This is a genomic window from Larsenimonas rhizosphaerae (assembly GCF_023700005.1).
In the GTDB taxonomy this organism is placed as follows: domain Bacteria; phylum Pseudomonadota; class Gammaproteobacteria; order Pseudomonadales; family Halomonadaceae; genus Larsenimonas; species Larsenimonas rhizosphaerae.
In genome coordinates, this window is sequence record NZ_JAMLJK010000002.1 from 141922 (window position 1) to 163912 (window position 21991).

The following is a 21991-nucleotide window of genomic DNA, read 5'->3' on the forward strand; positions in this document are numbered from 1 at the left end:
GGGATGGGCTCTGGTGAGTGCTGGCTGCTACATGTTCGGGTAGTTGGGGCCGCCCCCGCCTTCCGGTACGGTCCAGTCGATATTCTGTGCCGGGTCCTTGATGTCACAGGTCTTGCAGTGCACGCAGTTCTGGAAGTTGATCTGAAAGTACGGCTTGCCGTCCTTTTCGACGACTTCATACACGCCGGCAGGGCAGTAGCGCTGTGCCGGCTCATCAAAGTGCGGCAGGTTCTGCTCGATCGGCACCGAGGCATCAATCAGGCGAAGATGACACGGCTGGTTTTCTTCGTGATTGGTGTTGGACAGATACACCGATGAGGTCTTGTCAAACGACAGGACGCCGTCTGGTCTGGGATAGTCAAACCGCGGGCTGTCAGCGGCTTCCTTCAGTTGCTGGTCGTCGCGCTTTTCGTCATGCAGGCGCGGCAGCCTGCCTCCGAGCTTTTGATCGAGCCAATTGCGGGCGCCGCCCATGAACGTGCCATGCTTGTGGATGGCCGGCCCGAAGCTGGCATTTTTCCTGAGTTCCTGCCCGGCCCAGCTCTCCGACCAGCGGCTGGCAAAGCCTTCCAGATCATGGCCACCTTCATCACCCTGAGTGAAGGCATCGATAAGGGTATCCGCGGCCACCGTGCCGGACTTCATGGCGAGGTGGATGCCCTTGATGCTGGCAAAGTCGAGTGTGCCGGCGTTGCAGCCCAGCAGCATTCCGCCGGGGAAGGTCATTTTAGGGAGGCAGTTATGGCCGCCCTTGGTAATGGCGCGGGCACCATAGGCAACGCGCGTGCCCCCCTTCAGCGTCTCGGCAAACAGCGGGTGATGTTTCATGCGCTGAAATTCATCGAACGGTGACAGATGCGGGTTGCTGTAGTTGAGGTCGACGATCAGCCCGACCATGACCTGCTGGTCATCACCGTGGTACAGGTAAAAGCCGCCCTGGGTCGTCTTGTCCAGTGGCCATCCGCTGCCGTGTACCGCCTTGCCGGGCTGGTACTGGTCGGCGGGAATGTCCCACAGTTCCTTGAATCCGATGGCGTAGTGCTGCGGGTCACGGCCTTCATCAAGCCGGTAGTGAGAGATCAGCCGCTTGCCAAGATGGCCGCGTGCGCCTTCGGCAAACAGGGTATAACGTGCCCGCAGCTCCATGCCCGGCATGTAGTTGTCGCCTGGGGTGCCATCAGCGTCAACGCCCATGTCGCCGGTCACGATGCCCTTGACGACATTGTCTTCAATGATCAGGTCTTTGGCAGCAAACCCCGGCAGAACATCCACACCCAGAGCCTCGGCCTGTTCGGCCAGCCATCGGCACAGATTACCGGCGCTGACGATGTAATACGGATTGTCCGCCATCATGTTATGCATGCTGGGCGGCACCAGGGCATGAGGCAGCTGCTGTCCGCCGGTGCTGTCCTTCAGCCACCAGGCTTCGTCCTGGGTGACGGCTGTCTTGAGCGGCGCGCCCTGCTGTTTCCAGTCGGGAAACAGTTCCGCGAGGGTGCGCGGATTCATGATGGCGCCCGACAGGATATGCGCGCCGACTTCCGAGCCCTTTTCAATCACGCAGACGGTGAGCTCCCGCTCATCGGCCTGTGCCTGTTGCATCAGGCGGCAGGCCGATGACAGCCCGCTGGGGCCTGCGCCCACGATGAGAACGTCAAACTCCATGACGTCACGTTCGATCTCTTCCACGGTGTCTCCTTGCTGCTGTCACGGTCCATGGCACTGTTGTCTTGTCGCCGACTCATCCGGCCGGCGTATGGCGAGGCGCTGCATCAAGATGGCAGGCTCGTTGATTACATCGATTATCCGGGGACCCTGACGGTCTGTGGCCCAGGCCGGGCGATCATCGGGATTCTACCCGATGAGTCGTGTTCGGCTGACCCAAAGTGGCGTCCAGGTCTGCATCTGTTCTCTTCGGCAGGACATGTCCGCCGCCGATTTGCCCGTCGCGCTGTTTCCAGTGTGGTTACAGGTAGCAGGTCATGAAACGCGAGTTCGAATCTGCAGTGTAGTGGGCAAAGGGCGGGCACTCGACAAATCCGAAGGCCGCGTACAGACGATGCGCCGGTTCGAAGTAGGGATGCGCCCCGGTTTCAAGGCTGACCTGCGTATAACCGCGTCGAGTAGCCTGCGCGATCAGGTGAGTGAGCAATTGCCGTGCAACGCCCTGGCGAAGAAAGGCCGGCGCGGTGCGCATCGACTTTATTTCACCGGTGTGTTCATCGAGGGCCTTCAGGGCACCAAGACCACACAGCCGTTGATCCTGCCACAGGCTGTATACCGTGACATTGCTGCCAGTGAGGCCGCTCAGGTCCAGTGCATGCCGGCTTTCCGGCGGGCTGGTGCCTTCCATTTCACTCAGGTGGTAGCGAATCAGGGCCCGGGTATCGGGGTGTGTCAGGTCATCTTCGATCAACTGCATCATGCTCTCCATCTCGGGGCGGGCCGTTATTGCGGGTTCGCTACACTCGCCTCGATATATCATAATGGCACCCCCCGTGCCTTCAACCCAGTGGTGTGTCCATGTCCAGTATTCGCGAGCGTATCGCCGGTTTGAATCCGCGCCAGCAGGAGGCTGTTCGCTTCATTGATGGCCCGTGCCTGGTACTGGCCGGGGCCGGTTCCGGCAAGACCAGCGTGATCACGACCAAGATTGCCTACCTGGTGCTGGAGTGCGGCATGAGCGCGCGCCGGATTGCCGCCGTTACCTTCACCAACAAGGCCGCCCGCGAGATGAAGGAGCGGGTGCAGTCGATGCTGCCGGGCAAGTCCGGCCACGGGCTGACGGTCTCGACCTTCCACACCCTGGGGCTCAACATCATTCGCGCCGAGCTTAAAACCCTGGGCCTGCGGCCCGGGTTTTCGCTGTTTGATCCGGAAGATGCCAAGGCCCTGCTGAGGGATCTGATGAACAAGGATGCCCAGGTGGATGCCGACCAGATCAACAAGGTGCAGGGCATCATCTCCCAGTGGAAGAACGATCTGGTGCTGCCCGGTCAGGCGCTGTCTCATGCCGAGACCGAGGATGACGCTTACGCCGCTCGGGTCTATGAGCATTACGTACGCCACCTCAAGGCCTACAACGCGGTCGATTTTGATGACCTGATCATGCTGCCGGCGACGTTGTTCGAGCGTCATCCCGAGGTGCTGGCCAAGTGGCGCCGCCGTATTCACTACATGCTGGTGGATGAATACCAGGACACCAACTCCAGTCAGTACCAGCTGGTACGCATGCTGATGGCCGAGCGTGAAACCTTCACGGTCGTGGGCGACGATGACCAGTCGATCTATGCCTGGCGCGGTGCCCGGCCGGAAAACCTGGTACAGCTGGGGGAAGACTTTCCCCGCCTTAACGTGATCAAGCTGGAGCAGAATTACCGCTCGACCTCCATCATCCTGAACGCGGCCAATACCCTGATTGCCAATAACCCGCACGTGTATGAAAAGGCGCTGTGGTCAGACAAGGGGCGAGGCGATTCGATTCGGGTGATCGTCAATCGCAATGAAGAGGCGGAAGCCGAGCGGGTGGCCAGCGAAATCCTGACTCGACGCATCAAGGAATCCGCCCAGTGGCGCGATTTCGCCGTGTTGTACCGCGGCAACTTTCAGGCACGTATTCTGGAACTCAAGCTGCAGCACTATCAGATACCCTACAAGCTCTCCGGCGGCACCTCGTTTTTCTCGCGTAACGAGATCAAGGACGCCATGGCGTACCTGCGGCTGTTGATCAATCCGGCAGATGACAATGCCTTTTTACGCATCGTGAATGTACCACGCCGCGAAATCGGGCCCACCACGCTCGAGAAGCTCGCCAACTACGCCAGCGGCCGTGGTGTCAGTCTGTTTGATGCCTGTCATGAAATGGGCCTGCAGGAGGTGCTGGCGGAGCGGGCGATCGATCGACTGGGACGATTTGCCCATTTCATCGACCGGGTCCGCAAGCGCATGGATCAGAACGAGGCCATGCCGGGCATTCGTCAGATGTTTCTGGAAATGGATTACGAAGCCTGGCTGTTTCAGAATGCCAGCTCGCCGGTCGTGGCTGAAAAGCGCATGGCCAACGTCTGGACCCTGCTCGACCAGCTCGAGAAGTCGATGGCTCGTGAAGATGAAGAGGCCGATGAAACCGACGACGTGGAAGCAGCCATCTCGCGGCTGGTACTGCGCGATATCCTCGACCAGCAGGCCCAGGAAGATGATACCGACAAGGTGCAGCTGCTGACCATGCATGCCTCCAAGGGGCTGGAGTTTCCGCATGTGTATGTCATGGGGCTGGAAGAGGATCTGCTGCCGCATCGTAATGCCATTGATGCCGGTGATATCGAGGAAGAACGCCGCCTGGCATATGTTGGCATTACCCGTGCCCGGCAAACCCTGACCCTGACGCTGGCACGCCAGCGCAAGGCCTACGGCGAAATGCTCAACTGTACGCCCAGCCGCTTTCTGGACGAGCTGCCCCAGGAGGATCTGGACTGGGAGGGCCGGCCGGACAAGGAAGACCCGGAGAAGAAGCGCGAACGGGGCACCAGTGCCATTGCCGGGTTGCGGTCGCTGCTGGGGTAGAGGGCACCACGACCCCGGTGGGTGGGGATGCGACTAAATAATGGTCTGGCACTTCGCTATATTGTATAGCTATATGCCCGAGACAAGGGTAGGGTAAATGTCTCGGGCCGCGCCAGTTACATGCCTTTTTACTGCATCAGCGGTCCTGCAATGGAACAAACCTCATCAGGTGATGCCATGGGCAGTTCTGTTTCGATGCACCTTCCCCCTGCCTTTGAATGGCAGCATCAGATTACGCATGACATTACGGAACACCAGCGTGTGATTTCCGGCGCCCCTTTTCATTATCAGCAATTATCCAGCGAGCCCTTTCATGGCACGGTGACCGAGATCAAGCTGGGCCGTTTGAAGCTGTTCAGGGATATGCTGTCGACGGATGTGTTGAAAAGCGGCACGCTGGATCGGCATACCCTGTGCGTGAGTATGCCGCTGTCACCGCATCGTGCGCCGCTGCGCTGTATGGGGCATGTGTTCGAACAGGCCGGCATGCTGGTTTCCCATGGCCACCGGCTGCCGGAGCTGTGCGCGCCCGGAGGCGTTACGGTGCTGGTCATTGGTCTGGCGTTCGACTATCTGGCCGCCCTGATGGATGCCCAGTCGTGTGCGCCGGTGGTGATTGAGCCGTTTCATCGTCCCCTGACGGCGCGGGATGGCCTCTGGCGGCTGGCACGCCAGTTTGGTGAGGCCAACGCGCAGACCCTGTTGCAGCATAATCCGCTCTGGCGACGTGAGCTTCACGATGCGTTGATCATGGCACTGGTGGACAAGCTCTCCTGTGAGGAGGTGCACCACCTGACGCCTTCCTATCGTCAGCGTGTCGTTGATCGGGCGCGTGATCTCATTGCAGCCCAACCGGATCAGCCGGTATCCATCCTGACGCTGTGCACCGACATCGGGGTCAGCCGCCGCAAGTTGCAGTACTGCTTTCAGACCTGTCTGGGCATGAGCCCCGTCAGCTACATCAAGCTTTTTCGCCTCAATGCCGTTCAGCGCGTGTTGTCTACGGCCGATCATCTTACTCGTGTGCAGGATGAAGCGGCGCGCTGGGGATTTTTTCATATGGGGCGGTTTGCCACCGAATATCGACAGTTCTTCGGTGAGCGTCCTTCCGAAACCCTGGTCAGGGCACAGCGCAAGGCAGGGTAGGCATTTTTCTCTCCTTTCATGACCGGTGGCGAGCCCTTTTGCCGTCGGCCTGACACTTACGTCCAGAACATATGTCCTGCTCGTCATCGCTCCGGGATGCGCTGCCCCCTGCGCATGGCTCAGGGCGTCCTGTCCCCCCCCCCGACTACCCGGTCGACGAGGTAGGCCAGGGGATCAGCGACTAAAGGTACAGACATATCCTGCCAAATCCGGATAACGCCAGGAGGCGCCACGTTTATACAGTGAAGACATAACAATCATAACGTTGAAGGTGCCTCATGAAACGAACCCTGATCGTTCTATCCGCCGCCCTGGGCCTGACCGCCATACTGCCTGCCTACGCCACCGAAAACGGCTCTCCCACTACCGCGATGGGGGCCTATGACTTCGGTTCCGGATTTATGCCGCCCTCTGACACAGATACCTTCGGCTTTCGAGTCGCCTACTACAGCACCGATGATCTGCGGTTGAACGATGGCTCTCGTTCCCCCAACGATTTCTCGCTGGATGTGCTGTCGGTCGGTGTTTCTTATATCCACATGACCGATGACACCCTGTTTGGTGGCCGGTACGGCTTTGGTGGGGTGGCTCCCTTTTTCAGGATGGATGCCTCGCTTGATGTCAACGCCAACGGCAGGACGGTGTTTCAGGATGATGCCACCGTCACCCGCCAGGCGGATTTTCAGTTCCTGCCACTGATACTGGCCTGGACGCCGACCCCGGGCATGGGGGTGATGGCCCAGTTCCAGGTGCAGGCCCCGACCGGGGATTACGACGAAAACCGTCTGATCAGCCCGGGGCTTAATCACTGGGCCTTCTCGCCCATTTTCGGCATCAGTTACATCACTTCCAGCGGTCTTGAGCTTTCCAGCCTGTCCCAGTTCGATATCAATACCCGCAACCACGACACCGACTACCGAAGCGGCGTCGAGTACCGAAACGAGTTTGCAGCAGGCCAGCATGTCGGCCCCTATACCGTGGGGATGGGCGGCTATTACTACCACCAGATTACCGATGACGATGGCAGTTCACTGACCAGCAATGACGGTAACCGGGCCCGCGTCTGGGCCCTGGGGCCCGCGATCAGCTTCTTCGAGCCCGGCCTGCCGTCGGTCTGGTTTCACGCTTACAAGGAATTTGGCGCGCGTAACCGAACCGAGGGCTACAACATTGCCCTTCGCATTGGCCAGAGCTTCTAGGAGGCTGACATGACTGATATGACGCATCGTGTCGCAGGCAAGCGAGAAGGCTGGGTGCTGGTACTGGCCAGCAGCCTGACCATCGTGGGATCCGTGATGGTGGCGCCTGTCCTGCCCAAGATGATGGCCGAGTTCGCACCGACCATGCCGGATGCCCCCCTGTGGGTAGCGATGGCCCTTACCGGACCTGCACTGGCAATTGCCCTGTTTGCTCCCATTGCCGGCTGGCTGGCTGACCGTTATGGCCGGGTTCGATTACTGACGTTCGGGGCACTGTTGTACGGCCTGCTCGGTGCCTTGCCGGCCCTGCTGGATCAATTGATGGCCATCGTGGGTGTACGGCTTCTTTTCGGGTGTGCCGAGGCCATCATCATGACCTGCTGCACGGCATTGATAGCCGATTACTGGAGTGGTGAGCGGCGGCTTCGGTACGTCAATCGTCAGGTGATCGCCATTGCGGTCGTCGGCGCGCTTTTCTTCATGCTTGGCGGCATGCTGGGTGAGCACCATTGGCGTACGCCGTTTTATCTATACCTGCTGCCGCTTCTGCTGCTGCCGTTCATTGCCAGAATACTGTGGGAACCCTCTCGGGCCCGTCCGGCTGAAGGCGGTGCGCCCGCCGCCGTACAGGGGGCCGTGTCGCCGCGGCCCCTGCTGGTCGGCTTCTTCCTGGTCTGCTTTGGCATGATCGTGACCATGGCCATGCCCGTTAATGCACCGGGGCTGCTGGTCGGGATCGGCATCACCTCAAGCACCCTGATTGGCCTGGCGAGCGGGCTGGGGCTTCTGTCATCGCTGGTCGGCGCGCTGCTGTGGCCTCTGACCCGGCGAACCCTGGGTGTGTCGGGGTGCAACGCCCTGTTGATGGCATTGATGGCCGTCGGGTTGCTGGGGGTGGTGCGTGCGCCGACCTACAACCTGATGCTGACCGCCATGGTCATTCACGGCATCGGCTCCGGCATGCTGGTGCCCAACTCGATGGCGCCGGTCATGGAGGCGCTTACACAGCGTACCCGTGGTCGTGGCATGGGCTTTTATACCGGATTTCTGTACATCGGCCAGTTTGTCAGTCCGCTGGTGATATCCGGGATTGCGGCGGCCCTTTCATCCGGTACGAACATGGCGATTTCGGTACTGGCCGGCCTCAGTATGCTGTATGCCTTCGGGTGGCTGTTGAGTGCCCTGGTACTGCGGCCTCGGCACGCCATGCAGCCCTGAGGGGTGCTGTGTAACAGGGAACCGTGATCCGGCTCCCGTCTTTCATTTTCAGGAGTAGCACTATGAGCGACGATATTCATCACCTGCTTGATACCAGCGATGGGCTGGCGATCGGTGAACAGGTAGCACGAGGTGACGTGGCTCCCCGCGATCTGCTTGATGCCGTCATTACGCGCATCGAAGCCGTTGATCCTGCGATCAATGCGGTAGTGGATCATCTGTATGACGATGCCCGAGCGTCGCTTGAACACCCCTTTACCGCGAAGATGCCCTTTGCGGGCGTTCCCACGTTGATCAAGGATCTCTTCTCGCCGGTCAAGGGTGCCCTGATGACCAATGGATCGATCAGTGCAGGCGATATGCGGGTGCCCTTCGATGATGAAGTCGTCAGCCGGCTCAGGCGTGCCGGTGTGGTGCTGGTTGGCACCACTACGGCCCCGGAATTCGGCACTTCGTACACGACCGAATCAACGCGCCTTGGTGCGACGCGCAACCCCTGGAATACCGACCACAGTGCCGGGGGCTCAAGTGGCGGCGCGGCCGCCCTGGTGGCGGCCCGGGTAGTGCCCTTTGCGCATGGCAATGATGGCGGCGGGTCTCTGCGTGTGCCGGCGTCCTGCTGTGGCGTGTTCGGCTTCAAGCCCAGTCGGGGGGTCATGCCCTCCGGCCCGATGACCGGTGAAGGCTGGGCCGGCATGAGTACCGCACATGTGATTACCCGTTCGGTCCGTGACAGTGCGGCCCTGCTGGATGCCTCCGCCGGCATGGATACGGGGGCACCGTATGCAGCGCCTCGCCCGGATACCACGTATCTGGCCTCGGCCGGGCGCAGGCCGGAAGCACTGCGTATCGGTGTAATCGAGGGCCGTGAGCTGTCCCCTGAAGCGAAGGACGTGGAAGAGCAGACCATTGCCCTGTGTGAAGCCCTGGGCCACCGTGCCGAGCGGGTCACGCTGCCGCTCAACTGGGATGAGTTCTATGATCGCTGCTTCGATATCATTGGCCCGAACACGCGGCAATACCTTGATATGGTGGGTGAGCAGCGTGGCAGGGCCGTGGCCATGGACGAACTGGAGCCACGTACCCGCGTCATCCTGCGTGAGCGGGGCAGTATCAGTGCGCCCCGTTATATCTCGGCGGTGAGTTACATTCATGCCCTTGGGCGCGCCATGGCCACGGCGATGACCGATATTGACGTTATCCTGTCGCCCACGCTGAGCCGTCAGCCCCCGAAAATCGGGACGCTGGATGCCTTTGATGAGCGTCTGAGTCTGGATGACATCATCCACGCCTTTCACAGCTATAGCCCGTTTACGGCGCTGGCCAACGCTACGGGCCAGCCGGCCATGTCGGTCCCGCTGTTCTGGACGCCTGATGGCCTGCCGCTTGGCAGCCACTTTGGCGGACGATTCGGGGAGGAAACACGGCTGTTTTCCCTGGCGGCGCAGCTGGAAGAGGCGCGGCCCTGGGCCGGGCGTATTCCCCCGATCAACGCCTGCCAGTAAGCGTGCGTTGCGGAAAGCATCGCTGATGGTCCGTGATTGCAGACCCCGGCCTGATGAGCGCGTTGCTTGTCAGGCCGGGGTCCGGGCCATGCCGTTCATTGAACTGTATGACCCTGAACAGGAGCTATCCGTGCCCGCGTCGAGTCGGCATCGAGATGATTACAGGCTGGAGATGTCGTATTCCTTGCAGCTAATATTGTTATGTTATAACATTTTATTAAAGGAGTGATTTACTACATCCAACCTGTGCCAGTGAGAGGTCCCATGAAAACACGTGCCGCGATTGCCTGGGCGCCCAACCAGCCACTCGAGTTCGAGGAGGTTGATCTTGAAGGCCCGAAAGCGGGCGAGGTGCTGGTTCGAATCGTGACAACCAGCCTGTGCCACACCGATATGTTCACCCTGTCGGGCAAGGACCCTGAAGGCCTGTTTCCCTGCGTGCTGGGGCATGAGGGCGTGGGCATTGTCGAGGAAGTCGGCAAGGGGGTGACCTCGGTGCAGGCAGGAGATCACATCATTCCGCTGTATACGCCGGAAGACCCTGACTGTCCCTATATCAAGTCTGGCAAGACCAACCTGTGCCAGACCATTCGCAAGACCCAGGGTCTGGGGTTGATGCCTGACGGCACCAGCCGCTTTTCCTTCAAGGGCCGGATGCTGCGCCATTACATGGGGACCAGCACGTTCAGCGAGTACACGGTGCTGCCCGAGATCGCGGTGGCCAGAATCAGCCGCGATGCACCACTGGCCAAGGCGAGCGTGATGGGCTGTGCCGTGCCTACCGGTATGGGGGCCGTACGTAACACGGCCAGGGTTCAACCGGGAGATACGGTCGCTGTATTCGGGCTGGGTGCCGTGGGCATGGCGGTCATTCAGGGGGCCCGGTTGCAGGGGGCCGGTCGCATCATTGGCGTGGACATCAATCCGGCCAGGTTCGCACTGGCCGAATCGCTGGGGGCTACCGAATGCATCAACCCGGATGACTACCCCGAGCCGCTGCATGAGGTCATCATCGACATGACCAACGGCGGGGTGGACTTCTCGTTTGAAGCCGTCGGTAATGTGCGTCTCATGCGGGCTGCGCTTGAATGCTGTCACAAGGGCTGGGGTGAAAGCATCATCATCGGCGTGGCCGGGGCCGGGGAGGAAATCTCCACTCGCCCCTTCCAGCTGGTCACCGGGCGTGTCTGGAAGGGGTCTGCATTCGGCGGGGTGCTTGGTCGCTCTGAACTGCCTGGCATGGTCGATGAATGGTTGTCCGGTCGATTCGATGTTGATCCGTACATTACTCACAACATGAAGCATGACCAGCTCAACACGGCGTTTGATCTTTTACATAGAGGCGAGGCAATCCGCTCCGTGATCCATTACCAGCCGCAGGAAACCATGGTTGGTGACCTGGCCGGGACCGTGGTTTCAGAGGAATAACGGCTCTCCCGGGCTGATACGGACCATCAGAAATACCTCATCTGAATGTATATCCGTCACGGGGCAGCGTTACGTCTTCGGTGGGAGTGCGGTACACTGCGCGGCTTTCGCGGCCGCGCAACCCGGTTTTCGGGCCCTGTGTTTCTTTCGTGCCGACGTCCCGACTGGAGAACAACATTCATGTCCCTGCCCAACTGCCCTGCATGCAACGGTGAGTACGTCTATCAGGATGGCGCGCTTCTGATCTGTCCCGAATGTGCTCATGAGTGGAATCCGAATGAGGCGGCCACCGACGACGAGGATACTCTGGTCATCAAGGATGCCCACGGATCCCCCCTGGCCGACGGCGATACCATTACGGTCATCAAGGATCTCAAGATCAAGGGCACCAGCCAGGTCGTGAAGGTGGGTACTCGGGTCAAGAATATTCGGCTGGTTGGCGGTGATCACGACATCGACTGCAAGATTGATGGCATCGGTCCGATGAAGCTGAAGTCCGAGTTCGTCAAGAAGGCGTGATACCCGGGACGGGGCGGATATTTCCGCCCCATCGGGGCGTCAGCTGAGGTCGAAATCACGGGTCAGCGTGCGCCACTGGGCCGCCTGTTCCCTCAGCCCCTGGGCCATCAGGGCAATGTCGTTGGGCCCGGCCACGAATTGATAGCCTGCCTCAGCCAGCTCGGCCACCCCGCGGGCAGGCGCGGTAATCGTCCCCAGCAGGGTGCCGGCGGCGGTGATCCGCTGCTCCAGGGATTCGATCTGTGCCCGGACCTCCGGATGCTCCAGCTGTTCCAGATACCCCATGGACGCCGCCAGGTCATTCGGACCGATAAACAGCATATCCAGCCCTTCCACCCCGGCAATGGCCTCTACATCGGAGAGGGCATCGACATGCTCGATCTGGGCGATCAGCAGCAGCTGTTCGTTGGCATGCCGGGCGTAATCTGCATCGGCACCGAAGCGCGAGGCCCTGACAATGGGAGCGGCGTAGCCGCGTTCGCCCTGAGGCGGATAACGACAGGCACGCACCAGGGCTTCCGCCTCCGCGACCGAGCTGATCATGGGTGCCATGATCGAACGAACCCCCATGTCCAGTATTCTTTTCAGGTAGGTCGGGTCATTGGCGGGGATTCTTAAAACGACATCACCCCCTGCGGCTTCCACTGCCCGCACCAGATGCGCGGTATGTTCAAGGCTGGAGACACCGTGTTCGTTGTCGATCAGGATGGTTTTCCAACCGGCATGCACCGCGACTTCGGCCAGTTCCGGGCAGGCACTTTCAAGCCATAGTGCGCTGACGGTCCGGCCGGCCATCAGGGCCGTTCGAGTACGATTGATATGAGGCATGCTAGTGGTCCCGAGTTGCGTTAGGTGTTGAGGGAGGACGCGGATATATCGCGCGTACCAGGAGTAATACCCAGAGCAGCAGCGTCAGTCCGCCCAGGGTGGCCGCCCAGGGGCGGTCAAAAAAGGCCAGCAGGTTGCCCTGAGCCTTCATCATTGAGGTCATGAAGTTCTGTTCAACAATGCCGCCCAGTACGATGCCCAGGATGGCCGGGGCAAGCGGAAAGCCATTGTCTTCCATCAGATAGCCCACAATGCCCAGTGCCAGCACGATCCAGATGGCCATGGTGGACCCGGTAATGGCCCATGCGCCGACCAGCGAAAACAGCAGTACCACCGGCATCAATACCCGGCGTGGAATCCGCAGTACCAGGCTTGACAGGGCGATGGCGATCAGCCCGACCGGAATCATCATCAGGTTGCTGAGGGCAAAGGCGCCATACAGCGTATGCACGATCAGCGGCGAGTCAGTGAAGATGTGCGGCCCCGGGGTCATGCCGTTGAGCAGCAATACGCCAATGGCAATGGCGGTCACGCTGTCGCCCGGGATGCCGAACACCAGTGCTGGTGTCCAGGCTCCGCCGATGGCGGCGTTGTTGGCGCTGCCCCCATCGACAATGCCTTCTATTTCTCCATGGCCATAGGCCTCCGGGGTACTGGAGCAGCGCCTGGAAATCGCGTAACAGACCCAGGCCGCGATATCAGCGCCGGCGCCGGGCAGGGCGCCGATCAGCGTCCCCAGCGTGCTGGAGCGCACCATGTTGAGCCGAAAGCGCCAGAGCGTGCGTGCCGCACTGGCCAGCGCGGCGCCCATGGGTTCCCTGATGGACGGCATCGTCAGCTCTCCCTTTGGCGCGCCTACGCTTCGCAGCAGTTCACTGAGGGCGAAAAGCCCGATGATGGCCGGGATGAAACTCACTCCGTCAAACAATTCGTAGTTGCCGAAGGTAAAGCGGGGATAGCCGACCGCCACATCAATGCCGATCGAGGCGATGAGCAGGCCGATAAACAGGCTGGCGAAGCACTTCACGACACTGCCATTGCTCGTCAACAGGGCACATGTGAGCCCGAGCACTGCCAGCCAGAAGGTTTCAAAGCTTGAGAACCGGATGGCAAAGCGGGCGAGCTGCGGTGCCATGATCGCCAGTATGGTTACCCCCGCCAATCCCCCGAAGGCGGCCCCCAGCAGAGACACAATCAGGGTCGAGCGTGCCTTGCCCTGCCTGGCTCGCTGGTGAGCGTCATCGACATATGCCGCCGAGGCCGGCGTGCCGGGCATGCGCATCAAGGCCCCGGGAATATCGCCGGCAAAGATCGCGGTCGTGGTGGTAGCCACGATGGCGCTGATGGCGACCATGGGGTCCATGAAGTAGGTAAACGGCACCAGCAGCGCCACCGCCATGGTGGCGGTAAGCCCCGGCATGGCACCGATGAAGGTGCCATAGAACGTGCAGGCGGCCACTACCAGCAGAATCCACGGATTGGTAAAGACCCACACAAGATCCGTCATCATGGCAGTCACCAGGCGATGGGTGTCAGCACACCCCAGGGCAGTGGAACGTGCATCAGCGAATAGAATACGGCGTGAACCAGTACGGTAAGCAAAACTGCCAGCAGCAGGGCTCGAAGCAGGGGCAGGCCGAAAATACAGGCGGCGGAAGTAACTGCCAGAATGGAAGCAGGATGAAAGCCCAGTGGTTCGAGCAACAGCCCATACCCCAGTACCGTCAGCAGCAACAGGGCAATGCGCCCTGATGCCCGGCGGTCTGACGGCTTGCGTGTCACTCGTACCGATCGCTTTCGCACGCCGGTGATGGTCAGCAACGCTCCGCAGATCATCAGTCCGATGGCGGCAATCGAAGGAAACAGCCCGGGTCCGTACGCCATGCCTGCCAGGGCAGGGAACGTGGTGGCCCGGGCAAACACCAGAGCACCCAGCCCTGCCAGCATCAGCCCGGACATCAGGTCATTGCGGGCGCTCATCGTGCTCATTTGGCCAGTCCGATCGCTTTGATGGTGTCGCCCAGTTTCTGATCTTCTTCGGCAAGCGTTTTGGCAGTCTGCTGGCGGTTTTCAAACACGACCGGGGTGCCCTGACTTTGCTTGAAATCCGCCCACGCCTGGCTGTGAACTGCCTTGTCTACTGCCTGTTCGTAGGCGCAGGCAATGTTGTCCGGCAACCCTTTCGGGCCACTGACGGTGACAAAGGAGCTCAGGGTCCAGCCACTGTCGAGCACCTCGGCCGTCAGGGGAACCTGTTCAAGCCCGGGGGCTGGCGTGTCGCTCATGTAGGCCAGCGGCGTAATCTCATCCTGTTGTACCAGCGTGCGGGCTTCCGACATGGATGGCGTGGCAACATCCACGCCCCCCGCCATCAGTTCCTTCAGAGCCGAAGCCGACCCCTGGCTTGGTATCCAGCGAATGGCGTCCGGGGCCAGACCTTCGGCCTTCAGCATGCCGGCCAGCGCCAGATGCCAGATGCCCCCCTGGGAAGTGCCCGAGGCGGTCAGGCTGCCGGGATTGGCCCGGGCTTCATCCAGCAGGGCATCCAGCGTGTCATAGGGCGATTCCCTGTTGACCAGCACTGCGGCCGAGCTGCGATGAATCAGGGCGATCGGGGTGATGTCCTTGTAGGTCAGCGGGGTCAGGCCGACCCAGTGCATGGTGTCGATCTCGACCGTGGCCGCGCCAATGGTGTAGCCGTCGGGGCGGCTGCGTGCCAGCACGGTATGGCCAACAACGCCGTTGCCGCCGGTCCGATTGACCACGTTGAAGGGCACGCCCATTTCCTCTTCAAGCAGGCTGGCCATCCGACGGGCATTGGCGTCGGTACCGCCTCCGGTACCCCAGGGGACGATGAAGGTAACAGCGCGCTGAGGCGTCCAGTCACAGGTTGTGTCGGTATTGGCCGCCTGGGCCTGGAGGGAGGTGCCAAACAGGGTCAGAGCCGATAACAGCAGGGTGGCAGATGTCGTGCGAAGCATGGTCGATGCCCTCCAGTGGATGAGAGGAAAAAGCGTTAAAATGCGTTACCTTGTGCGGATACCTGCCTTTTTTACACAGTTCAATCGTTTGAACCAATGAGACAAAGGTCTTTGGATGATGCTGGTTCAGACCTTTTCGGGTAGCCGGGGTGCCCGCCATGACCATGCCGAGAGGGGCCCATGAAATCTCGACCGACACTTAAAACCATTGCCGAACACATCGGCGTCACTGTCTCGACGGTGTCGCTTGCCCTGCGTGATGATCCGCGCATTTCAAGGGCCACGCGGGACAGGGTGCAGGAGGCCGCCGATGCGCTCGACTATGTCTATAACCGGCATGCCGCCAACCTGCGACGGGGAGACAGTGCCACGGTAGCGGTCTGTCTCAATGAGCTGAGTAACCCCTTTGTCACGGAGTTTCTGCAGCACATGGAGGCGCATTTTCGGGAGGCCGGGCGGATGATGCTGTTTGGCCATGCCCATGAGTCCCTGGCGCTTCAGGCCGAGGTGGTCAAGCAGATGGCCGAACATGGTGCCGCCGGCATGATCATGGTGCCGGTAATGGGAACGACGGCTGAGGAGCTTGTTCGGCTTCAGCGCAGTTATCTGCGTCATTGCCCGCTGGTGTTGATATCCCGTGATGTGGATGACGCACCGGTTGACCGGGTCATCAATGACGACGGCCTGGGCGTGCGCCTGTTGCTGGAACACTTGCAGGCACTCGGGCACCGGCGTATTGCGTGGCTGGGGGGCGGGCAGGGAACCTCGACAGCCCGTGATCGGGAGCGGTCTTTTGTCGAAGGGCTGGCCATCGCCGGCCTGACACCGGTGAGTATCCACCACGGACCAACCTCGATGGCCTTCGGGGATGCTGCGGCTGGCCCTCTACTTGATGCACCGAACCCACCGACAGCCATTGTCTGCTTTTCAGACCTTGTGGCACTTGGTGTTCAGGCCGCCTGCTATCGACGTGGCCTTGTGCCGGGTGTGGATATCTCGGTGACTGGTTTTGATGACATGGATGTAGCCGCATACGCTACGCCCCCGCTGACCAGCGTGCGCGTGCGCACCGATGTGATCGGCCAGCAGGCCAGCGCGTTGTTGCTGGCACGCATGGCAGGAGACCAGACGCCCCCCCGATGCCAGACGGTAGACCCCCTGCTGGTGGTACGCGCCTCGACCGGGCCTGTGCCGGACACGCCATCCCTGCCGGGGGACGCGCTGTAGCGCCTGCTACACCGTTTCCCACAGCGCCGGGGCGGGGTTGTCCAGGGCATGTTTCAAAATGGCCAGCGCTCGCGCGAGCTGTTCCCGGCTGGCCGCAGCGCTCAGGCACAGTCGTACCGCCTGGGGAGCTGCCGTTGAGCCGACACAGAAGGCCTCGCCCGGCGTCAGGTACACATGCTGGCGTGCCAGCTCATCAATCAACCGGCTGGCCCGCTGCCCTGCCGGCAGCACGATCCACAGATAAAACCCGTGCTCATGGCCATGGACATCATGCCCCCTGAGGGCATCGCGCCCCATGGCCTGACGGATACGCAGTTCTTCGTGCTGCCAGGCCAGCAGGCGGTCGGCATCGCCGTGTTCAATCCAGGCGCAGGCCAGGCTGGCCATCAGTGGGGGCGGCATCCAGCTCTGCGCGCGTATGGCGGCATTGAGTCGGGTATGAAGTGCCTCGGGAGCGCGCATCACCCCCGTGCGGAGCCCGCCGCCCAGCAATTTTGCCAGTGAGAACAGATAAATCGTGCGCTCCGGGGCGAGCCGGTACAGCGGGGTGCCGCGCCGGGCGGCTTCAGGCACAAACAGCACGCCATCCTCGATCAGCCAGATATCCTTTTCCCGAGCAAATGCCACCAGTGCCTCGCGTCGGGCCTGGCTCATCGCCACGGTCGTGGGGTTGTGGTGCTCGGGCATGACATAGAGCGCCTTGAACGGCTGTTGCTCATATCGCCGCATTAATCCCGTGACATCGATGCCATCACTGTCCTGGCCGACGGTGACCGTTTTGAGGTGCAGCTGCTGTACGGCACTGATCAATCCGGGGTAGCTCAGTTCTTCACTGGCGATACGCTCCCCGGGGGCAAGCAGGGCCAGCAGTGTGATGAAGATGCCATGCATTCCCCCCTGATTGATCAGCAATTCCTCCGGCTGCACCGGCAGCCCGAGTGTTCCCATCCAGTGCGCCAGGGTCTGCCGGCTGGAGGCCATGCCGGCTTCGGGCTGATAGCTGAGGGCATCGGCCATGGCAGGCATGCTGCCGGACAGCTGTTTCATGGCCCGCTGCAGCCCGGCGGCCCGCTCCGGGGTCGGCGGCGGCAGGGATAGGCTCAGATCGATGCTGTCATCTTCCTGCTGAACCTGCGGCGCGATATGGGAAAAGCCGAAAGCGGACGTGCTGTCGCGAACATAGGTGCCACTACCGACCCGGGCCGTCACCAGCCCACGCTGCTCTGCCTCGCTGTAGGCCCGTGTGATGGTGCCCACGGTGACGCCGAGTGCATCCGCTAGGCGCCGTTGCGGGGGCAGTCTGGTATTGGCGCTCAGGGTACCTTCGCTGATGGCCTCGGCGATGGCATCGGCCAGAGCCTTGTAGCGGGGGCCCTGAGAAGACAGTTCCGGGGTCCAGATTGTCATGGTGACAATAAATCCGTTGACGCTGAAGTAATGCCCAGTATGCTCATTATTGTCCCTGTTATAAAGGGATTTTCACTAAATTGTACCCTTACAATTATTGAGGAACGCCGTCATGTCCGCCACTGTCCGTCAGTTTGATCATGCCCCCTTTCAACGCACGGCCACAGCGCGCGTATGCGCGGTTTCCGAGGGCGCCGTGGCCGTGGACAGCACCGTATTCTATCCCTGCGGTGGTGGGCAGCCGGGAGATACCGGCACGATGCAGACAGATAGCGGTCGGATGCTCAACGTCACGGATACGGTGAAGGGCGAGCACGGCCTGATCTGGCACCGGATTGATGGCCCCTGCCCGAGGGTGGGGGAAGAGGTGACACTGGACATTGACTGGGAGCGTCGATATCGGTTGATGCAGATGCATACGGCGTTGCACCTGCTGTCGGTGGCAGTGCCGTACCCGGTGACCGGTGGGCAGATGACGCCGGACAAGGGCCGGCTTGATTTTGACGTGGCAGGCGAGGCCCTCGACAAGGCGGCCATTACGGCGCAGATCAACGCCTGGCGGGCGGACGATCTGCCGGTGAGTACCGAGTGGATTGATCGAGCCGAACTGGAGGCTAACCCGCAACTGGTCAAGACGGTGGGCGCGATGCCGCCATCAGACAGCGGCACGGTGCGGCTGGTACGCATCGGCGAGATTGATCGCCAGCCCTGTGGGGGCACTCACGTGGCGAGTACCGGCGAAATCGCCCCGCTCGAGGTCAAAAGCATCAAGAATCGGGGGGCGCACAATCGCCGCATTACTCTGGTCTGGCAGGAAGCGACGGGAGGTGTATCGTGAGCGGGTTATCACTGTCCTGGCTGCTGTCGTTTGTCATGTTTTCCGTCTCCATGTCCGGCACGCCGGGGCCCAACAATGTGATGCTGACGGCCTCCGGGGCCCGCTTTGGCTACCGGCGCACGCTGCCCCATATTCTGGGCATTCTTGCCGGCTGCATGACCCTGTTTACGGCGCTGGCCTTTGGCGCAGGAGCACTTTTTCAGCAGTTTGCGTGGCTGCAGACGGGGCTTAAATGGGTGGGTGCGGCCTATCTGCTTTATCTGGCGGTTCAGATTGGCACATCACCGCCGCCTGCGCTTGACGATGAGGACAGGGCGCGACCCCAGCGGTTCTGGGAGGCCTTTGTATTTCAGTACGTTAATCCGAAGGCATGGGTCATGGGCATGGCGATGATCGCCACCTTCATGCCCCAGACGGGGCCGCTGTGGGCCAATGCCCTCGGCGTGGCCCTGCTGGGTGAGCTGGTGGCCTTTCCCTGCATCTCGTTCTGGGCTGGGTTCGGCATGGCGATCTCGCGCTACCTGACCACACCGATGCAATGGCGTATTTTCAATGGCGTCATGGGGCTGATGACCGCCGGCTGCGTGCTGTTCATCATCTATTGATGCAGGACGGGGCGAGGGGGCAGTGTGGCGACTATGCTTCAGCCAATCTGCCCCACGATTGGATCACGACCGAATGACGCTGACCCGTACCTGTCTTACCCCTCGCCGCCATGAAGGCTACGCCGACCTTGAAGATTATGCCGCCATTGGTGAGGGGCGTTCTGTTGCCCTGGTGGGTATGGATGGCGCCATCGACTGGTGGTGTGCGCCCAATATGGATAGCCCGCCGCTGTTTGATCGCCTGCTTGATGCCCGGCATGGCGGTCATTTCACCCTGGTGCCCGAGGCCGACAGCTACCGGGTCGAGCGGCGCTACCGAGACAACAGCAACGTGCTGGAAACCTGCTTCATTACCGACCAGGGCCGTGCCCGGATCACGGAATCCATCAACAGCAACACGGCGGGGCGTCTGCCCTGGTGCGAGCTGGCCCGGCGGGTGGAAGGTCTTGAAGGTGAAGTAACCTTTCGCATCGACTTCGTGCCCGGCACCCGTGCAGGCACCGTCAGCCCCTGGCTTCAGGATACCCCCATCGGCAAGGTCTATAACATCGGGCCGCTGATGGTCATGATGCGCCATAGTGATGATGTGAAGGTTCTGCTGGTCGACGACCGTGAACTGAGCGCGCAGCTGACGACCCGAAAGGGCTCGCGTTCCATGGTGGCCCTGCTGGCCGCCGAAGGCGAGCCGCTGGCCGTTCCGCCGATCGACAGGATCGATGAGCGCATCGACGTCAGTGATTTTGCCTGGCGTGACTGGGCCGAGAAGCTGAACTACGACGGCGAGTTCAAGCCGCGGGTGCTGCGTTCGGCGCTGGCACTCAAGTTTTTGCTTTATTCCCCCAGTGGGGCGATTGCCGCCGCTGCTACCACATCGCTGCCTGAAGGCATCGGCGGCGAGAAGAACTATGACTACCGCTACGCCTGGGTGCGTGATGCCTGCCTGGTGATCAAGGCCTTCGTGCATGCCGGGGCGCTGGAAGAATCCAAGGCGGCCTTTTCCTGGCTGACGGCCACCATTCGTCGTCACGGGCCGAACATGCGTGCCTGCTACACCCTGCAGGGTGAACTGGTGCCGGCGGAAACCTTCCCGCCCCTGCATGGCTACCGGGGATCGCAGCCGGTACGCATCGGCAATAATGCCAAGGACCAGCTTCAGACCAGCATGTACGGTGACATGCTGGCGACGGCCTCCCTGTTCATTGATGCCGGCCACGTCATTGATCTGGAAACCGCCCGATTGCTGGGTGATCTGGCCAACCAGTGTGCCGATCGCTGGCGGCAGGTGGACTGTGGCATCTGGGAGCTGCCGGAGCAGCACCACTATACCCACTCCAAGATGGCCTGCTGGCTGGCACTTGATCACGCCGTGCGGCTGGCCGAAGCCGGCCATATCGAACAGACCTGGCAAGGACGCTGGCAGCGTGAGCGTGACCGCATCGCCGACTGGATCAATACCCACTGCTGGTCAGAGACTCGGCAGGCCTACACCTTCTATCCCGGCACCGATAAGCTGGACGCCGCGATGTGCCTGACGCATCGCTTCTGTACGCAGGTCAGCCCCGAGCGAATGCAGGCCACCTTCAAGGCCCTTCAGGAAGAACTGGGACGGGGCCCGCTGATGTATCGCTACTCCGGGGCCGAGCAGGAAGAAGGCGCATTTCTGGCCTGTTCGTTCTGGCTGGTTGAAGCGCTGGGGGCTACCGGGCAATGTGACCAGGCCACTCGCCTGATGCAGGCCGCCGTGGAAACCTGTGACGGTAACCTGGGGCTGATGCATGAAATGATTGACCCGGATACCGGCGCAGCGCTGGGCAACTTCCCCCAGGGGTTGAGTCATCTGGCGTTCATCTGTGCGGCCAATGTGCTGTCCGGCGGCAAAAGCGAGGAAGCCGACTAGCGGCTGGCTTCCCCCGCCAGCAGAAGGCGAAGGTGGCGCTCGATGGCAAAGACATGCGCGTCATCATCGCCCAGCGTGCGCAGGGACTCGGCCAGATGCAGCAGATAATCCCGGTTCGGGCCGCTGGGCCCCTGGGCATCGGCAATATGGGCCGCAATGTCTGCCTCCGGTGCCTCGCCAAGCCAGGCAGCGTTATCTTCCGTGGCGCGATACACCAGCCCTTCGGCGGTGCTGCCATCGTCAAAATGGAGGGGAATGACCTCGCGCAGGTAACCGTTTTTCTCCCGTACATCAAGCGCCTGAAATACGGCCGGTGATACCAGATACCCCATGCCGTGACACACATGACCCGGTGCTTCGATGAGCGTGGCAACGCGGCCGGGGGCCTCCGGCGTGCCCCGGTGATCATGAGACCCCTGCCAAAAGCGGCGGGCATAATCGTGGATAAAGGCAGGCCGGCGCTCAAGGTAATCAAAGCCGGCCTTGTAGATCAGCGAGCCATACCCGAACAGCCACACGGTATCGTGTTCATCAAAGTGGGTCATGGCCTGGTTGAGGGCGGTGGTATCGAGAGACATGCGTGCTACCTGAAGAAGAAACCTCAAGCCTGGCATAGTGTACCGGCAGGCA

At 61.2% G+C, this 21991-nt stretch carries 19 protein-coding genes and 1 pseudogene; 11 read left to right on the forward strand and 9 right to left on the reverse strand.

The genetic code is table 11. The features are described from left to right. Nucleotides 1-27: 27 nt before the first annotated feature. Together NAT21_RS10660 and NAT21_RS10665 are read right to left on the reverse strand one after the other, a co-directional pair. A complete protein-coding gene (locus tag NAT21_RS10660) occupies nt 28-1689 on the reverse strand; it encodes an electron transfer flavoprotein-ubiquinone oxidoreductase (protein WP_250938282.1) in 1662 nt (553 codons plus the stop codon). Nucleotides 1690-1966: 277 nt separating this feature from the next. Next, entirely contained in the window at nt 1967-2425 is a 459-nt protein-coding gene (locus NAT21_RS10665) for a GNAT family N-acetyltransferase (protein ID WP_250938284.1), read from the reverse strand. Nucleotides 2426-2523: 98 nt separating this feature from the next. Here NAT21_RS10665 and rep point away from each other — a divergent pair, with 98 nt between their 5' ends. The 7 genes from rep (at nt 2524) to NAT21_RS10700 (ending at nt 11578) form a co-directional block, all read left to right on the forward strand. Then, on the forward strand, nt 2524-4563 hold the full coding sequence (gene rep / locus NAT21_RS10670; RefSeq protein ID WP_250938286.1) for a DNA helicase Rep: 2040 nt from the start codon (nt 2524-2526) through the stop codon (nt 4561-4563). A gap of 177 nt (nt 4564-4740) precedes the next feature. Further along, nucleotides 4741-5709 carry a helix-turn-helix domain-containing protein gene (locus tag NAT21_RS10675; RefSeq protein ID WP_250938288.1) on the forward strand — a complete coding sequence of 323 codons (969 nt, stop codon included), beginning with the start codon at nt 4741-4743 and terminating at the stop codon, nt 5707-5709. A 278-nt stretch (nt 5710-5987) separates the two neighbouring features. Then, nucleotides 5988-6908: a SphA family protein gene (locus tag NAT21_RS10680; RefSeq protein ID WP_250938291.1), complete on the forward strand. Its 921-nt coding sequence runs from the start codon at nt 5988-5990 to the stop codon at nt 6906-6908. Between the two features lie 9 nt (nt 6909-6917). After that, nucleotides 6918-8126, forward strand: coding sequence for an MFS transporter (locus tag NAT21_RS10685; RefSeq protein ID WP_250938293.1), 1209 nt, complete (start codon nt 6918-6920; stop codon nt 8124-8126). Nucleotides 8127-8188: 62 nt separating this feature from the next. After that, the gene (locus NAT21_RS10690) at nt 8189-9631 is read left to right on the forward strand and encodes an amidase (protein ID WP_250938295.1); all 1443 of its coding nucleotides are present in this window, start codon (nt 8189-8191) and stop codon (nt 9629-9631) included. Nucleotides 9632-9895: 264 nt separating this feature from the next. Then, nucleotides 9896-11059, forward strand: a complete 1164-nt coding sequence (locus NAT21_RS10695; RefSeq protein ID WP_250938297.1) for an S-(hydroxymethyl)glutathione dehydrogenase/class III alcohol dehydrogenase — start codon at nt 9896-9898, stop codon at nt 11057-11059. A 180-nt stretch (nt 11060-11239) separates the two neighbouring features. Then, nucleotides 11240-11578, forward strand: a complete 339-nt coding sequence (locus NAT21_RS10700) for a zinc ribbon domain-containing protein YjdM (protein ID WP_250938298.1) — start codon at nt 11240-11242, stop codon at nt 11576-11578. Between the two features lie 39 nt (nt 11579-11617). Here the strand turns inward: NAT21_RS10700 and NAT21_RS10705 are convergent, their stop codons facing one another. Genes NAT21_RS10705 through NAT21_RS10720 form a run of 4 tightly spaced genes read right to left on the reverse strand, consistent with a single transcriptional unit; the run spans nt 11618 to nt 15387 of the window. Beyond that, nucleotides 11618-12406 (reverse strand): HpcH/HpaI aldolase family protein, encoded by a 789-nt coding sequence (locus NAT21_RS10705; RefSeq protein ID WP_250938299.1) that lies wholly within the window; start codon nt 12404-12406, stop codon nt 11618-11620. Between the two features lies 1 nt (nt 12407). Next, complete coding sequence (locus NAT21_RS10710; protein ID WP_250938300.1) at nt 12408-13916, reverse strand: tripartite tricarboxylate transporter permease; 1509 nt, start codon at nt 13914-13916, stop codon at nt 12408-12410. 5 nt (nt 13917-13921) lie between these two features. Further along, nucleotides 13922-14386, reverse strand: coding sequence for a tripartite tricarboxylate transporter TctB family protein (locus NAT21_RS10715; RefSeq protein ID WP_250938301.1), 465 nt, complete (start codon nt 14384-14386; stop codon nt 13922-13924). Nucleotides 14387-14391: 5 nt separating this feature from the next. Continuing rightward, nucleotides 14392-15387 carry a tripartite tricarboxylate transporter substrate binding protein gene (locus tag NAT21_RS10720; RefSeq protein WP_250938302.1) on the reverse strand — a complete coding sequence of 332 codons (996 nt, stop codon included), beginning with the start codon at nt 15385-15387 and terminating at the stop codon, nt 14392-14394. 180 nt (nt 15388-15567) lie between these two features. On the opposite strand from NAT21_RS10720, the gene NAT21_RS10725 reads away from it, so the two are divergent. Further along, nucleotides 15568-16614, forward strand: a complete 1047-nt coding sequence (locus NAT21_RS10725; protein WP_250938303.1) for a LacI family DNA-binding transcriptional regulator — start codon at nt 15568-15570, stop codon at nt 16612-16614. A gap of 6 nt (nt 16615-16620) precedes the next feature. Here the strand turns inward: NAT21_RS10725 and NAT21_RS10730 are convergent, their stop codons facing one another. Both NAT21_RS10730 and NAT21_RS15635 read right to left on the reverse strand, forming a co-directional pair. Then, on the reverse strand, nt 16621-17661 hold the full coding sequence (locus NAT21_RS10730; RefSeq protein WP_434084399.1) for an aminotransferase-like domain-containing protein: 1041 nt from the start codon (nt 17659-17661) through the stop codon (nt 16621-16623). Between the two features lie 141 nt (nt 17662-17802). After that, nucleotides 17803-18021, reverse strand: a pseudogene (locus NAT21_RS15635) (GntR family transcriptional regulator); the annotation flags it as partial. Between the two features lie 112 nt (nt 18022-18133). Here NAT21_RS15635 and NAT21_RS10735 point away from each other — a divergent pair. The 3 genes from NAT21_RS10735 to NAT21_RS10745 all read left to right on the forward strand — a co-directional run bounded on the left by NAT21_RS10735 (nt 18134) and on the right by NAT21_RS10745 (nt 21361). After that, nucleotides 18134-18859, forward strand: a complete 726-nt coding sequence (locus NAT21_RS10735; RefSeq protein WP_250938305.1) for an alanyl-tRNA editing protein — start codon at nt 18134-18136, stop codon at nt 18857-18859. Next, a complete protein-coding gene (locus tag NAT21_RS10740) occupies nt 18856-19464 on the forward strand; it encodes a LysE family translocator (protein WP_350355174.1) in 609 nt (202 codons plus the stop codon). Before NAT21_RS10735 ends, NAT21_RS10740 begins: the two co-directional genes overlap by 4 nt. Nucleotides 19465-19537: 73 nt before the next feature. Then, the gene (locus NAT21_RS10745; RefSeq protein WP_250938307.1) at nt 19538-21361 is read left to right on the forward strand and encodes a glycoside hydrolase family 15 protein; all 1824 of its coding nucleotides are present in this window, start codon (nt 19538-19540) and stop codon (nt 21359-21361) included. Here the strand turns inward: NAT21_RS10745 and NAT21_RS10750 are convergent. Beyond that, a complete protein-coding gene (locus NAT21_RS10750; RefSeq protein ID WP_250938309.1) occupies nt 21358-21939 on the reverse strand; it encodes a gamma-glutamylcyclotransferase in 582 nt (193 codons plus the stop codon). The two genes, NAT21_RS10745 and NAT21_RS10750, sit on opposite strands and share 4 nt — an antisense overlap. Nucleotides 21940-21991: the final 52 nt, after the last annotated feature.

Bases quoted from the DNA above. Each gene is read 5' to 3' on its own strand.
- NAT21_RS10665 (WP_250938284.1), bottom strand. From the start codon at position 2,425: ATGATGCAGTTGATCGAAGATGACCTGACACACCCCGATACCCGGGCC.
- rep (WP_250938286.1), top strand. From the start codon at position 2,524: ATGTCCAGTATTCGCGAGCGTATCGCCGGTTTGAATCCGCGCCAGCAG.
- NAT21_RS10675 (WP_250938288.1), top strand. From the start codon at position 4,741: ATGGGCAGTTCTGTTTCGATGCACCTTCCCCCTGCCTTTGAATGGCAG.
- NAT21_RS10680 (WP_250938291.1), top strand. From the start codon at position 5,988: ATGAAACGAACCCTGATCGTTCTATCCGCCGCCCTGGGCCTGACCGCC.
- NAT21_RS10685 (WP_250938293.1), top strand. From the start codon at position 6,918: ATGACTGATATGACGCATCGTGTCGCAGGCAAGCGAGAAGGCTGGGTG.
- NAT21_RS10690 (WP_250938295.1), top strand. From the start codon at position 8,189: ATGAGCGACGATATTCATCACCTGCTTGATACCAGCGATGGGCTGGCG.
- NAT21_RS10695 (WP_250938297.1), top strand. From the start codon at position 9,896: ATGAAAACACGTGCCGCGATTGCCTGGGCGCCCAACCAGCCACTCGAG.
- NAT21_RS10700 (WP_250938298.1), top strand. From the start codon at position 11,240: ATGTCCCTGCCCAACTGCCCTGCATGCAACGGTGAGTACGTCTATCAG.
- NAT21_RS10705 (WP_250938299.1), bottom strand. From the start codon at position 12,406: ATGCCTCATATCAATCGTACTCGAACGGCCCTGATGGCCGGCCGGACC.
- NAT21_RS10710 (WP_250938300.1), bottom strand. From the start codon at position 13,916: ATGATGACGGATCTTGTGTGGGTCTTTACCAATCCGTGGATTCTGCTG.
- NAT21_RS10715 (WP_250938301.1), bottom strand. From the start codon at position 14,386: ATGAGCGCCCGCAATGACCTGATGTCCGGGCTGATGCTGGCAGGGCTG.
- NAT21_RS10720 (WP_250938302.1), bottom strand. From the start codon at position 15,387: ATGCTTCGCACGACATCTGCCACCCTGCTGTTATCGGCTCTGACCCTG.
- NAT21_RS10725 (WP_250938303.1), top strand. From the start codon at position 15,568: ATGAAATCTCGACCGACACTTAAAACCATTGCCGAACACATCGGCGTC.
- NAT21_RS10730 (WP_434084399.1), bottom strand. From the start codon at position 17,661: ATGAAACAGCTGTCCGGCAGCATGCCTGCCATGGCCGATGCCCTCAGC.
- NAT21_RS10735 (WP_250938305.1), top strand. From the start codon at position 18,134: ATGTCCGCCACTGTCCGTCAGTTTGATCATGCCCCCTTTCAACGCACG.
- NAT21_RS10745 (WP_250938307.1), top strand. From the start codon at position 19,538: ATGACGCTGACCCGTACCTGTCTTACCCCTCGCCGCCATGAAGGCTAC.
- NAT21_RS10750 (WP_250938309.1), bottom strand. From the start codon at position 21,939: ATGTCTCTCGATACCACCGCCCTCAACCAGGCCATGACCCACTTTGAT.